The following is a 13,669-nucleotide window of genomic DNA, read 5'->3' as shown; positions in this document are numbered from 1 at the left end:
AACCCGCTTATGCATAGCTTTAGAACATGAATGCGCTACATAAAAAGATAGGCCTGCACCTGCTGGGATGGACGCTCTACATCGGTTATAGTTTTTTGGGCTACTTCCTCTACAACTGGCGGTTCGAAGTGCTGCTGCTCACCATGTCGCAGCACGTGCTGCATCTGGTGGAGTTCTATCTCTGCTATTTCTTGGTTTTCCCGCTCTGGATGAAGCATAAGCACTGGTGGGTGCTGGTGCTGGGTATTGTGGTTGTCATGGGTACGTACATAGGCCTGCGCTATACGATAGAAGAAGTTTTCTTTCTGTCTGTATTTGGGTTCAGTAACTATACCAGCATTACGCTCTCTTATTATTTCTTCGATAACCTTTACTGGGCCATGCCGGGCATCTTCTTGGGGGCAGTGGCATGGGCGCTGGAGGCAACCTTGCAAAAAGAACGCGAGAACCGCAGCTTAAAGCAAGAGAAGGCTCAGGCGGAGCTGGCCTTTCTAAAAACGCAGATCAACCCTCACTTCCTGTACAACTCCCTAAACTACTTATACTCGCTGGCTTATCCTGTATCTGACAAACTGGCCGGTGCGATCATCAAGCTGTCTGACCTGATGCGCTACATGCTGCACGAGAGCAAGGATGGCAAAGTGGAGCTACAGAAAGAGGTGGATTACCTGCACAGCTACCTCGACATCTACCGCCTGCGCTTCGAGGACAAATTCTTTGTGAAGTTAAACATTCAAGGCCATGTAAACGGACAGCGGGTGCCATCGCTGGTGCTGATCCCTTTCGTTGAAAACGCTTTGAAGCACGGGGTAGTGGATGATGCATCAGCGCCTGTTACGATCACCCTGCAGCTGGAAAGCAACAGCTTATACTTTGCCGTGAGCAACCGCATCAACAAAAGCCAGAAAGACCAAACTACCGGCATCGGCCTGCCCAACATCCGGCGCAGGCTCGAACTGATTTATCCCGGCAAGTATAACCTGAACGTGCATGACGATGGGAAGCAGTTTAAGACGGTGCTGGGGCTGCAGGAAGTCTGAGTCAGGTTTTTCAGTATTTTAGCCTAAACAGGATTCACGGCTTACAGAATTTCTAAAAATCTTCAGGAATGTTACCCCTAACTAGAGTATATTAAGCCCTGATTTAGGCAGCACTCCTAAACTCCCAAACACGCTAACTCCCAAACTTAATATGATCCGCTGCATTGCCGTTGACGACGAAGCCTACGCTGCCAATATTATAGCCGACTACATCAGTAAAGTGCCTTTCCTGGAGTTGGTGGGTAAAACCACCAACCCCATCGAAGCCATTAATTGGGTGCAGGAAGGCAAAGTAGACCTAGTTTTTCTGGATATTCAGATGCCGGAACTAACAGGGATTCAGTTTCTGAAGATCTGCGGCAGCAAGTGCAAAGTTATACTTACCACCGCCTACCCCGAATATGCCTTGGAAGGCTACGAGCACGATGTGGTGGACTACTTGCTCAAGCCCATCCCCTTCGACCGTTTCTTTAAGGCAGTGCACAAGGCACAAACGCTGCTGCAAGCAAAGCGAGCAAGCCCGTCAACGCTTGCCGTGGCACCCGGGCAACCAGCAGCAGAGCCAGCTCCTGCGGCTGCCTCCGCTCCCGAGTATATGTTTGTGAAAGGCGAGAGCAAGAACAAGTTCCTGAAGGTAGCCTACGGCGATATTCTGTATGTGGAAGGGCTTAAGAACTACGTGTCCCTGTACCTGCCAGGGCAGCGGCTCGTTACCTATCAATCGCTCACAGACCTGGCAGAGCAGCTGCCGCAGCCTCCATTTTACCGCGTGCACCGGTCCTACATCATCTCCATAGATAAAGTAAACATGGTAGATGGCAATATGATCTACATCAACGACACAGCCATTCCGATCGGGGAGACTTACCGGGAGAGCTTTCTGAAGAGGATCCGCGAAAAGCATACGCTGTAGCATCACCCTGCATTGTTATTCCTGCTAAAGAACCGCCTGATCTTCTCCAGGGTTAGGGCGTGCTCTTCCGTTCCTTCTGTGCCCAGCATAAACGACCAGGCAGACAGCTCCTCGGTATGGTCGCAGTATATTTTGAACATGCCCAGGTAAGGCACCGCCAGGAACATGCCGGGCAGTCCCCAGATCATCCCTCCCACAATAATACTGAGGATCGTAAACAAGGGGTTGATGTTCACCTTGCTGCCTGTGATGTTAGGCGTGAGGATGTTGTTCTCTGTGAACTGCACTACCAGGAAAAACAGCGTCACCATCAGCGCCTTGTGCGGGTCGCCCTGCACAAGTAGGGTATAAAGCAGCGGTATGGCGCCGCCAATCAGGGTGCCAAAGTATGGAATGAAGTTGATGAAGGCCGAGATGATGCCCAGCAGCAGCCAATACTCCACCCCGATCAGGAACAGTCCCAGGGAGTTGAGGACACAAAGTATAAGTATAACGATCACCACCCCGGCCATGTAGTGCTTGGTCACGTTCGATATCTGATAGATGATCAGCTTAATTCTGGGGAGGTTAGGAGGAGATACCCGGCGGTAGACAAAGCGTTCGAACTTGTTCCGGTAATACAGAAACAGGAAGATATACACCGGCATCAGACCGAACTTGGCCAGCGTGCCGGTTGTTGCACTCACAAAGTCACTTAAGAAGCCGCCACTAAGCTCCAGAGTATTTTTCACCTGCAGCTGCAGCCAATGCTCGTTATCCGGCTCCGACGCACCAAAGCGCTTGTCTATGCTTTCCTGCAGGCGGTCTATATTCTCCAGGGCCTGCTCCTGCAGCGCCGGGAAGTCGCCCAGAAAAACGATCAGCTGCTTGTAGAGCAGAATCAGCCCCCCGATAAACAAAGCCATGGCCAACACAACCGTGATAAAGTTGGCCAGTATGCGCGGCAGCCCCCTTTTCTCCAGCCACTTACCCACAGGGTACAGCAGGTAGGCAAAAAGCACCGCCATGAAAATGGGGTACAAAAATTCCCGCGTCTCCACCAGCACATACACCAGCAAGATGCCGAAGAGAAGCGTAAAGGTATTTTGCCGCAGCCGCCATCCGGGATTTTTCTCCATACCCTTACTACTGCTGTCAGGCCCCGATTTGTTATAAAAATTTAAGCACTGCCCATACTTCAGTGGATGATTAAAACGAGTAGAGAACAAGAATTGCCGTACCTTTACCGCTTACGTACAAGCATACCATGGCTACTTTTGAGCAACTGAAACTGAACAACGCCCTGCTACAGGGGCTGCAGGAACTGCAGTATACTTCGCCCACCCCTATTCAGGAGCAGGCCATTCCCTTGCTGCTGCAGGGGTACGATGTGGCCGGGCAGGCCGAGACAGGCAGCGGGAAAACGGCGGCGTTCGGGTTACCGTTGCTGCAAAGTATAAACCCGGAGCTGCAGCAGGTGCAGGCGCTCGTGGTGGTGCCCACCCGCGAGCTGGCGGTGCAGGTGCGCCAGGAGCTGAAGCAGTATGCCCGCTTTATCCCTAATCTCAAGATCAGCGCCTTTTACGGCGGCCACTCCTTTAAGCAGGAGGAGGACTCGCTGGCGCACCCGCCGCAGGTACTGGTGGGCACGCCCGGCCGTCTCATTGATCATCTCAGCCGCAGAACCTTGAATATAAGCAAAGCCAGCAAAGTTGTTTTGGATGAGGCTGATAAACTGCTGGAAATGGGCTTTGAAGAAGAGTTGGATAAGCTGCTGAATGCCTTGCCCCGCCAGCGCCAGACCATCCTTTTCTCCGCCACCATGGAAGAAGACGTGAAGGAACTGATTGCCAACTCGCTGCAGGATCCCCGATTTGTTCAGGCCACCACCACTGCCGTGCCCGACCGCATTCTATACTATGGCCTGAAGGTGCAGGACGTGCAGAAGCCGGAGGCGCTGCTACAGCTCCTGCAAAGTATAAATTCTGCGGGTACCGTGGTGTTCGTGAACGCGCGCCTGAGCACAGAGGAAGTGGCACAGCGCCTGCAGGAGCAAGGCTTCTCGGCACGGGCCCTGCACGGTAAACTGGAGCAGCGCGAGCGCGACAAGACCATGACGCTCTTCCGTAACGGCACCGCTTCCATACTTGTCGCCACCGATCTGGCTGCCCGCGGCCTGGACATGGACGTGGTGCGACAGATCATCCACTACGAATTGCCCCAGCACCAGGATGCTTACCTGCACCGCAGCGGTCGCACCGGCAGGGCCGGAAAGTCAGGCACGGTATATTCTTTACTGAGTGCGCGCGAGGTACAGAAGCTGGAGCAGTGGCCGGAGGTTCAGGTAAACGAGTGGCTGGAACTAAAACAGCTTGCCTCTGCTAAAGACTCAGTTCCTGCTGAAGCACCTTCCCGCACCACGCTACACATCAGCGGTGGCCGGAAAGACAAGCTCAGCCCCCGTGACATCGTGGGTGCCCTTATTGCAGAGGTAGGCCTGAATGCTGCAGAGATCGGGAAGATAGAGATACAAGACCATCACAGCTTCGTGGCTATTCCGGACACCGCCGCCAAACGCGCCGTACAGAAACTAAACGAAGCACGAATCAAAGGCAAAAAGTATAAAGTGAGTTTTGTAAGGTAATTACATAGTCGCTCCGCTTAAAAGTATTGCTGTTCCGGACACCTTTGTCCGGAACCTTAAAGAGGGCCCCTACCCGCACCTACTGCGGATTTCCAGATCCGCAGTAGGTTGTACTTTTATACTTGCCTACCTTACTGGCGCAAATCTCCCGCTCTTTCGGAATTGTAATCCGAAAGTATGAAGCAGCGGATTTGTAGTCCGCGAAAGCCACATTTATACTTCGGCCAAACCTTATACTTCTCTGGCGCAAGCGTCGGCTTAAGCCTTTACCTGCCACCGCTTCCTGCCAACTGAACCAAGTTATACTTGTTAGCTGCGGCTTCATCCACGGCCTTGAATCCTGCTCGTTTCATTCCTGGCTTTGGCTCCCTCCAGCCCGGGAGGGCTCGTCCTTTGGCATCGCGCGGCCTATTGAAGCTGCTCCTCGCTGGCGCTCCGGGCTGCTGAGCAAGCTCAGCACCGCATCAATAGAAGGCGCTCAACCCAAAGGCTGGGATCAGTTCGATAGCCGTTGCTATTTGTCATCTCGACCTTTGGGAGAGATCTCTTTAGAATTCCGGATAGATCTCTCACAGCTACGCTGGCTCTCTTCGGCTCCCGCCTCAAGAGTACTCGAGATGACAGGGAAAGGAGCAAGTATAAACTCCCTCTCCTGTTTTTAGGAGAGGGTTGGGGTGAGGTATAACTCCCCTCCTCGGAGGGGCCAGGGGTGGGTTTATACTTTGCACGGACAGGTCGCGACCTGTCCGCGCTTCATCAGCGGCTACGAAACTTATACTTCATGAGAAGCAACAGCAGATTCCTCTCTTTAATCAAGTCTCGGATCCTGAACTTGTTGCGTGATTCTTGTAGGCCAATTGATGTAGCTTATAATCTCTAGAAAGTGGCCCTCTATTTCCTATAGGTTCCTTGACAAGAAAACAATTTAATAAGGGCTTGTTTTAAGCAGATTGCAACGGCTTTGCCTCCAGGAGGAGTTTCATTAACTCCACATTTTTCTAAAGTCCGATTTCTCAAACTCTCTTAAGCTAATTTCATTAGCAAAAGCATTTGCTTCGATACTAAAATACTTTACCTTTACCCTATGGAGATCATCGTAGGTATAGCGGCATTTTTAGCGGGGTTGGTGGTGGCGTTCCTGGCACTGAAGGGGAAAATGAGCGCGCTGCAGCAAACGGCAAATCAGGCAGCCGTGGCGCAGGGCGTACTGGAGGGGCAGGCGCAGCAAAAGGCCGCGGAACTGGAGCAGCTAAAGGTACTGCTACGCGAGGCCCAGTCTGAAACGCTGGACCTGACCAACGCCCTCACCAAAACCGAGACAGACTATGAGCACCTTAAAGCCCGCCTCCAGGAACAAGGCCGAGAGCTGGAGCAACTCCGCGAGAAATTCCTGCAGCAGTTCCAGAGTATCTCCAACCAGGTGCTGATGACCAATGCCGAGCACTTCAATAAGGCTTCTTCCGAGAATCTGGAGCGCATCCTCTCCCCGCTCAAGGAACGTATCAAAGAGTTTGAAGTAAAGGTAGAGCAGACCTACGAGAAAACCTTAAAAGACAGCATCTCCCTGAAAGAGCAGATCACCCAGCTGGCCTCTCTTAACCAGCAGATGAGCCAGGATGCCGTGAACCTCACCAGGGCTCTGAAAGGCGAGAGCAAAACGCAGGGTAACTGGGGTGAGTACCTGCTGGAGAGTCTGCTGGAGAAATCGGGGCTCCGTAAGGGCGTACATTATGAGCGCGAGGAGGTACGGCAGAACGACGAAAAGCAAGTATACCGCCCCGACGTGATCGTGCGGCTGCCGGACGGCAAGCACCTCATTATCGATTCCAAGATGTCGTTGGTTGCCTATGAGGCCTTCTGCAGTTGCGAGGATGAGCACCAGCAGGAAGTATACCTGCGCGGCCATATCAATTCCGTACGCACCCACTTCTCCGACCTGGGCCGCAAAAGTTACCACCGTCTCAACGGCATCAACTCCCCGGATTTTGTGCTGATGTATATCCCAATAGAGCCGGCCTTTAACCTGGCTGTGCAGCACGACCACGACCTGTTCACCGATGCCTTCGATAAGAACATTGTCTTGGTAACCACCTCTACCCTTCTGGCCACTTTAAGAACAGTAGCCGGCGTATGGCGCCAGGAAGACCAGAAACGCAACGTCCTGAAAATAGCTGAGGAAAGCGGCAAGCTGTACGACAAGTTTGTGGGTTTTGTGGATGATCTGAAGACAATAGGTAAGCACCTGGAGCACAGCCAAAGCTCCTATAACGCCGCCATGAACAAGCTTACCGAAGGCAAGGGCAACCTGGTCCGGAGAGTGGAAATTCTGCGGGAGTTAGGCGCTAAAACAAGTAAAACTTTGGACGACAACCTACTGCAGGAGGCGCAGCTACCGGAGGAAGCTAGCTAAAGGTAACCCCATTACCCAAGAGCTTTGTCTATACGTCTTCATAATCGGCATAAAGTTACCCTATGTTAAAAGGCACAAGGGCACCAATAGAGTAAAAGCCTCTACGGCTGCATAAAAATTCCTTTTATTGTAAGTTGTATTAATATATTCCTATATTTACACAACCTTGCTCAATGCCTTTTCTCTTGGGGTTCATGCGCAGCACAATAGCTATAAAACAACTTAATATACCTTTTATGATCAGAAAATTTACACAGGTCTCCATGCTAGCCTTAGCACTCACGTGCATGAGCTGTGCCACCATTGTCAATGGTTCCAGGCAAACGGTAGACTTCAGCAGCCAGCCTACGGGCGCTAAGGTAAGTATAAACGGCGCTGCCTACGGAACCACCCCTACGCAGGTAAGGTTGAAGCGAAACGCCAATTTCCCGGGCACCCCTTCGGGACGTGGTTTCTATGACGTTAAAATAGAGCTGGATGGCTATTACCCTTACGAGGTAAAGGTGAAGCGCGAGTTCAATGGCTGGTTTCTTGGTAACATCCTGATTGGTGGCCTGATAGGTATAATCGTAGACGCTGCCACTGGAAGTATGTATAAACTTTCGCCAGACCAGGTGATTGCGCAGTTGGGACGCCAGACTGCAGTAAACTCCCAAAAGAAAGACAGTGATATCTTTATTGCTGTGACGCTTGATATTGATCCGACCTGGGAGAAGATAGGCCAATTGGAGAAGAAATAGCAGGCCAGCAAAAAAAGAGGGGCGCCATACAGTATGGTGCCCCTCTTTTTTTGCTGGTATACTTGCTGTACGCTTAGTTGCAATCCCCAACGGTAACTGTCTGTGTCACTTCAAAAGGGGTCGAGGCCATGCCAGCGTTACCTTTTACTGTACCTGTTACCGTAATGGTATAGGTACCGGCCGGTAAGCTATAGTTCAGCTGGTCAAGTTTAGCGACGGAGGCATTGCCACAGGCAGAGGTGCTACTGAAGGCATTCTGGCTTATAATCTCTCCCATGGTCATGTCTGTTAACAAGGCATAGGTAGCTCGGCCAAATGTGCCTGCGTTTGCTGTATAGAAGACATCAGCCAAGCAGTTGTTGGTTTCGTCGCCGACTTCAACAGTGTAGGCCGGATCAATTACATCCTCCTGGCCGTTAACCATTACTTTCAGGTCGCTGATGCGGGCATTGCCTTCTTCGTCGAGTAAGGTAAAGGAGTACTTGGCTCTGCCCTTGTTTACGACTACAGATTGGCCTGCGATAGCTATATCAACTGTAACTTCTGAGTTTGTAACGCCATTTCCAGCAGAAACAAGAGTCCAGGCTGTTTTAGCGGCAAGAGGGTTGGTTGTCACAGGCGTAATCTGGTTTTGCCCAATTTTTACCCCTTCCAATGTACCACCATTAAAGAAAACACACTTCTGTCTCTGCGCAGCCGTATTTCTATTGTTCGCAGTACCTCCAGAAAAGTATGCTGCTGCAGCAACATTGTCAAATACCCAAGTGCCCTCTGCATCAATAGCTGGGGCGTTAACATTAATGTCTACCATGATAGACTGAGCAGTTACGGCAGCGGCCTTGGCTGCACTCGAGGAACTGCTCATCAGCTCGGCACTATCCATTTCCTTTTCGCAACCTGTAATCAGGAACGTGGAGGCTAGCATGGCCGAAACTAAAACTGAACTGCGGAATAACTTTTTCATATAGTTTATAAGGGGTTAGGTGAATGATTCTACATTATTAGATAAATCAGAAGCAAGCAAAACAGCGCCAATCCTAAGGCCACACACCACACGCGGTGAGCTTTAGTCGACAGTCCACACGTAACCAGCAGTAGCGCCACACTGCAGTAGGTGAAAACTAAAGGCCTTAAACTCTAACCAGCTTTTAAAAGGTCTTAATCCCGAAAAGAAATTTGTGATGTAATAGAAAGGAATGCCACTCTTGTAGACATACTTCAATTATAAGTATGAATATAACAAATATACGTATATATTATAATATAGATACATTTATATCTAAGATTAATTTAGTATTACAAAAACGGCAAAAGGCAATAAATTACGCTCCATTGCTTATATTTATTCTTTCCTTCAACAGCTGCTTGGAGGGATAAAACAAAGACACAATTAGCCCATGAAAAAACTAATCTTTACCGGCCTCACCGCCGCAGCACTTCTCTCCGCCTGCTCCAGCCAGAAAACAGAGACGGCAGGCACAGAGCAAACCGCAGAAATAACCGAAGTGCAGCAGGAGGCACAGGCCTTTCTGGACCAGTACTCTACAAGATACCAGGAACTGTATACCCGCTCTGCTGAGGCAGAATGGGCTTCGAACACCAAAATCGTAGAGGGCGATACGACGAATGCAGCCGCCACCCGCCGCGCCAACGAAGCTTTTGCCGCCTTTACCGGAAGCGCCGAGAACATTCAGATGGCCCGCACTATGCTGGAGAAAAAAGACCAGCTGACGCCCCTGCAGGTAAAACAGTACGAGGCCATACTCTATGCAGGTGCCAACAACCCGCAAATCATTCCGGATGTGGTCAAAGCCCGCATCAAAGCCGAGACGGAGCAGACAGAGAAGCTCTACGGCTTCGATTACCGCATCTATGAAAAGTCGGTCAGCACCAACGAGATTGATAACATCCTGAAAACGGAATCAGACCTGAAGAAACGCCTCGATGCCTGGAACGCCAGCAAGGCAGTGGGACCTAATTTGAAGGAGGGCCTACTGAACCTGCGCCAGCTCCGCAATAAAACAGTGCAGAGCCTCGGCTACGACGACTACTTCAGCTATCAGGCCTCTGACTATGGTATGTCGCGGGAGGAGATGATGGATTTGATGCGGCAGATAAATGAGGAGCTGCGCCCGCTCTACCGCGAACTGCATACCTATGCACGCTATGAGCTGGCAAAGAAGTATGGTGTGAAGGAAGTGCCGGACTACCTCCCCGCTCACTGGGTGCCTAACCGCTGGGGACAGGACTGGAGCTCGATGGTAGAGGTAGAAGGCATTGACCTGGACGCCGCCCTGAAGCCGAAAGGCGCCGAGTGGCAAGTAAAGCAGGCGGAGCGTTTCTACACCAGCATGGGTTTTCCGGAACTGCCACAGTCGTTTTACACGAAATCGAGCCTGTACCCGCTGCCACCAAACGCCGGTTATAAGAAAAATAACCACGCCTCTGCCTGGCACATGGACCTGAATCAGGACGTGCGCTGCCTGATGAGCGTGGAGCCGAACGCAGAGTGGTATGAGACCACCCACCACGAGCTGGGCCACATCTATTATTACATGACCTATACCAACCCGGATGTGCCGGTGCTACTGCGTGAGGGCGCCAACCGTGCCTACCACGAGGCTGTCGGGTCATTACTTGGCCTGGCGGCCATGCAGAAGCCTTTCCTGGCGGAGCTGAACCTGATAGATAAGGATGTGCAGACGGACGAGGTGCAGACACTGCTCAAAGAGGCGCTGAACTATGTGGTCTTCATTCCTTTCTCTTCCGGGGTGATGAGCGAGTGGGAGCATGATTTCTATGCCAAAAACCTGCCGGCAGACCAGCTGAACAAGCGTTGGTGGGAGCTGACGAAGAAGTATCAAGGCATTGTGCCTCCGGCAGACCGAGGCGAGAATTACCTGGATGCAGCCACCAAAACACACATTAACGACGATGCGGCGCAATACTATGATTATGCCATGAGCTATGTAATCCTTTTCCAGCTGCACGACCACATCGCTAAAAACATCCTGAAGCAAGACCCGCACGCCACCAACTACTATGGCAGCAAAGAAGTAGGCAACTTCCTGCGCGACATCATGTACCCGGGCGCCTCAGCTGACTGGCGCCAGATGCTCAAGGAGAAAACCGGCGAAGAGCTGAGCGCCCGCGCTATGGTAGATTACTTCCAGCCGCTGATGGACTACCTGAAAGAGCAGAACAAAGGCAGAAAATATACTTTGTAGTTTAAGAGGTAGAGAATTCAGGAGATAAGAAATAAAAGATAACCACTCCACCTAAAAAGCCTCAGCAGGTGTTCCTGCTGAGGCTCTTTACTTTCTATCTTTTTTGAATCCTAAACCCCTAGTTTCTCCAGCTTCGTTACCTGATGCACCTGCAGAAAGTCCGCCAACCTTTCCAAGGTTTGGGACAGTTCTATCGGTTCCGGCAGGTACACTACCCTGAAATGGTCGGGGTGCGTATAGTTAAAGCCTGTGCCGGGTACCAGCAGCACATGCTGCTCTGTGAGCAGGTTCAGGGCAAATTCCTGGTCATCTAAAACAGTAAACTGCTTCAGGTCCAGCTTCGGGAACATGTAAAATGCCCCTTTAGGCTTAACGCAGGTAACGCCAGGAATAGCCGTTAGTTTCTCGTAGCAGATGGCACGTTGCAGCCCCAGCCTTCCGTTTGGGCTGGTAAGGGTGTGCATGCTTTGCTGGCCCTGTAGCGCCGCCTCAATGGCAAACTGTGCTGGTACGTTGCTGCACACCCGCAGGCTGGCCAGGGTGTTTAGTCCGTTCACGTATTCCTGCGCTTTGTGCCTGGCACCGCTCACCAGCAACCACCCTGCTCGGAAGCCGGCAGCCAGGTAGTTCTTGGAAAGTCCGCTGAGGGTTACAAACACCACCTCATCCGACAAGGAGGCAGCGGAAGTAAACGCCACTTCGTCGTACAGAATCTTGTCATAGATCTCATCCGAAAAGATAAGCAGGTTGTGCTCCTCCGCAAGTTGCACCAGTTCCTGCAGCAGCTCCCTGGAGTATACGGCCCCTGTAGGATTGTTTGGGTTGATGAGCACCAGCGCGCGGGTGCGGCTCGTGAGCTTGCTCCGGATATCCTGCACGTCCGGAAACCAGTCAGCCTCTTCATCGCAACGGTAATGTACAGCCTTGCCACCGGCAAAGCGCACGGAAGCCGTCCAGAGCGGATAGTCCGGCGATGGCACCAGCACCTCGTCCCCCTCATCCAGCAGTGCCTCCACGGCGTGCATAATCAACTCACTCAGGCCGTTGCCCAGGAAGATATCATCGGTGCTGATGTTGACAACACCTTTCGCATCGTAGTAACGCTTAACGGCCTCCCGTGCACTTAGCAGTCCTTTGTGGTCAGAGTATCCCTGTGCATTCCCCAGATTGCGGATGATGTGCTGCACCACCTCCTCAGGGGCCTCAAACCCAAAAGGGGCCGGATTACCGATGTTAAGTTTTGTAATGCGCTGCCCCGCCAGTTCAAGTTCGTTTGCCCGCTCATACAGAGGCCCTCGCAGGGCATACGATACATGGTGGAGGCGCTTGCTGCTTTTGATCATATTACTAAAATTTAGCCAAGATAGCACCCTTAATGATTTCCACCCCTTCCTCACATGATTTTATTTAACAAGCAGTTACCTCTTTCCTACTCCGCTACCTGCCGCACTTCATACTCCCCCCAAGGCCTTAGCCGCACCAGATAGAGCTTGTCATAGCCTTCGCTCAAACCCGGCACTTCCAGCCGTTTACGGGTGCCGTAAATTCCTTTAACAGGTATCAAGAACCTCCCTGCCCGCTGGCTGTTCCGCCTCACCGCCTCCTCAGAACTGGTCTCAAAGTAGTAACCCACCACCTCATACTTGGCAGCTTTTGCCATACCTATATACTTTGCACGTTCTGCTCTGGTGGGGTTGGTATTATCCACCACATAGCGCGTCTGGCTCTTCAGGCAAGTCTCCAGGAAAAGCAGTTCACGGTGGCGGGTGCGGAGCAAATCCAGGCTGATGCGCACATGGCTGTTAAAGAAGCGTTCCCTGTAAAAAGTTGACTTGCCGCTGGCTTGTATGCCGCAAAAGATAATGGCTTGCATAATCCTGATGTTTTACAAAGTATAAGAGTGCAGACCGGCTTAGGTTGTAAGCAAGTGCTGAAACTGTAACTTTAAGGCTAGTAAAGCATATAAAGAAGATCACTATAACAAAGTATAAATGGATGCTCAGAAGAAAAAGCTGGTGGTGCTGACAGGTGCCGGCATAAGTGCCGAAAGCGGCATCGCCACTTTCCGGGATGCAAACGGGCTGTGGGAAGGCCATGACGTGATGGAGGTTGCCTCTCCGCAGGGATGGCAAAAGAACCCGGAGCTGGTGCTCGATTTCTATAACCAGCGCCGCAAAAACGCCCATACCGTAAAGCCGAACGCTGCCCACGAGGCTCTGGCCGATCTGGAGAAGGACTTTGACGTGCGGATCATCACCCAGAATGTGGACGACCTGCACGAGCGTGCCGGCTCCACTAACGTCATCCACCTGCACGGCAAGCTGTTCGAGAGCCGGAGCACCCTGGACCCTAGTCTGGTGTACCCCATTGAGGGTTGGGAGCTGAAGAAAGGGGATAAATGTGAGCGCGGATCGCAGCTGCGCCCCAACATCGTATGGTTTGGAGAAGCCGTACCCATGATGGAGGTTGCCATTGCGGAAACACTACAGGCAGATATCTTTTTGGTGGTGGGCACCTCGCTGGTAGTATATCCCGCCGCTGGCCTGGTGGATTATGTAGACCATGAGGTACCGATTTTTGTGGTAGACCCCAACCTTCCAAGTATACGAGTGCGGCCAAATTTGCACCGCTACGAAGAAAAAGCCAGCACTGGCATGGAAAAGGTGGCGAAGCTGCTTCGGGAGAAGTATAAATAACCCAAAAAGAACAAGAGGTC

12 protein-coding genes are annotated in these 13,669 nt (G+C 51.6%); 7 read left to right on the top strand and 5 right to left on the bottom strand.

What is annotated here, in order from left to right; translation table 11 throughout:
* Positions 1-26 precede the first annotated feature (26 nt).
* The gene (locus OH144_RS06625) at positions 27-1,040 is read left to right on the top strand and encodes a sensor histidine kinase (RefSeq protein ID WP_266205514.1); all 1,014 of its coding nucleotides are present in this window, start codon (positions 27-29) and stop codon (positions 1,038-1,040) included.
* 151 nt (positions 1,041-1,191) lie between these two features.
* Positions 1,192-1,953: a LytR/AlgR family response regulator transcription factor gene (locus OH144_RS06620; RefSeq protein ID WP_266205513.1), complete on the top strand. Its 762-nt coding sequence runs from the start codon at positions 1,192-1,194 to the stop codon at positions 1,951-1,953.
* A gap of 2 nt (positions 1,954-1,955) precedes the next feature.
* Here the strand turns inward: OH144_RS06620 and OH144_RS06615 are convergent, their stop codons facing one another.
* Positions 1,956-3,071, bottom strand: coding sequence for an AI-2E family transporter (locus OH144_RS06615; RefSeq protein WP_266205512.1), 1,116 nt, complete (start codon positions 3,069-3,071; stop codon positions 1,956-1,958).
* A gap of 128 nt (positions 3,072-3,199) precedes the next feature.
* Between OH144_RS06615 and OH144_RS06610 the strand changes: the two genes are divergently transcribed.
* The gene (locus OH144_RS06610; RefSeq protein ID WP_266205511.1) at positions 3,200-4,576 is read left to right on the top strand and encodes a DEAD/DEAH box helicase; all 1,377 of its coding nucleotides are present in this window, start codon (positions 3,200-3,202) and stop codon (positions 4,574-4,576) included.
* 79 nt (positions 4,577-4,655) lie between these two features.
* Here OH144_RS06610 and OH144_RS06605 read toward each other — a convergent pair whose 3' ends face one another.
* Positions 4,656-4,901, bottom strand: coding sequence for a hypothetical protein (locus tag OH144_RS06605; RefSeq protein WP_266205510.1), 246 nt, complete (start codon positions 4,899-4,901; stop codon positions 4,656-4,658).
* Between the two features lie 759 nt (positions 4,902-5,660).
* On the opposite strand from OH144_RS06605, the gene rmuC reads away from it, so the two are divergent.
* Entirely contained in the window at positions 5,661-6,986 is a 1,326-nt protein-coding gene (rmuC, locus tag OH144_RS06600) for a DNA recombination protein RmuC (protein WP_266205509.1), read from the top strand.
* Positions 6,987-7,222: 236 nt separating this feature from the next.
* On the top strand, positions 7,223-7,726 hold the full coding sequence (locus OH144_RS06595) for a PEGA domain-containing protein (RefSeq protein ID WP_266205508.1): 504 nt from the start codon (positions 7,223-7,225) through the stop codon (positions 7,724-7,726).
* 73 nt (positions 7,727-7,799) lie between these two features.
* On the opposite strand, the gene OH144_RS06590 is transcribed toward OH144_RS06595, so the two are convergent.
* Positions 7,800-8,690: a hypothetical protein gene (locus tag OH144_RS06590; RefSeq protein WP_266205507.1), complete on the bottom strand. Its 891-nt coding sequence runs from the start codon at positions 8,688-8,690 to the stop codon at positions 7,800-7,802.
* A gap of 433 nt (positions 8,691-9,123) precedes the next feature.
* Between OH144_RS06590 and OH144_RS06585 the strand changes: the two genes are divergently transcribed.
* Positions 9,124-10,953 carry a M2 family metallopeptidase gene (locus tag OH144_RS06585; protein WP_266205506.1) on the top strand — a complete coding sequence of 610 codons (1,830 nt, stop codon included), beginning with the start codon at positions 9,124-9,126 and terminating at the stop codon, positions 10,951-10,953.
* A 110-nt stretch (positions 10,954-11,063) separates the two neighbouring features.
* On the opposite strand, the gene OH144_RS06580 is transcribed toward OH144_RS06585, so the two are convergent.
* Entirely contained in the window at positions 11,064-12,296 is a 1,233-nt protein-coding gene (locus OH144_RS06580; RefSeq protein ID WP_266205505.1) for a pyridoxal phosphate-dependent aminotransferase, read from the bottom strand.
* Between the two features lie 86 nt (positions 12,297-12,382).
* Positions 12,383-12,826: an AAA family ATPase gene (locus OH144_RS06575; RefSeq protein ID WP_266205504.1), complete on the bottom strand. Its 444-nt coding sequence runs from the start codon at positions 12,824-12,826 to the stop codon at positions 12,383-12,385.
* 118 nt (positions 12,827-12,944) lie between these two features.
* On the opposite strand from OH144_RS06575, the gene OH144_RS06570 reads away from it, so the two are divergent.
* Positions 12,945-13,649, top strand: coding sequence for an SIR2 family NAD-dependent protein deacylase (locus OH144_RS06570; RefSeq protein WP_266205503.1), 705 nt, complete (start codon positions 12,945-12,947; stop codon positions 13,647-13,649).
* Positions 13,650-13,669 lie beyond the last annotated feature (20 nt).

Source organism: Pontibacter kalidii (assembly GCF_026278245.1).
Lineage (GTDB): Bacteria > Bacteroidota > Bacteroidia > Cytophagales > Hymenobacteraceae > Pontibacter > Pontibacter kalidii.
The sequence above is the reverse complement of the archived record's forward strand: the minus strand, read 5'-3'. Positions and strand labels throughout refer to the sequence as shown.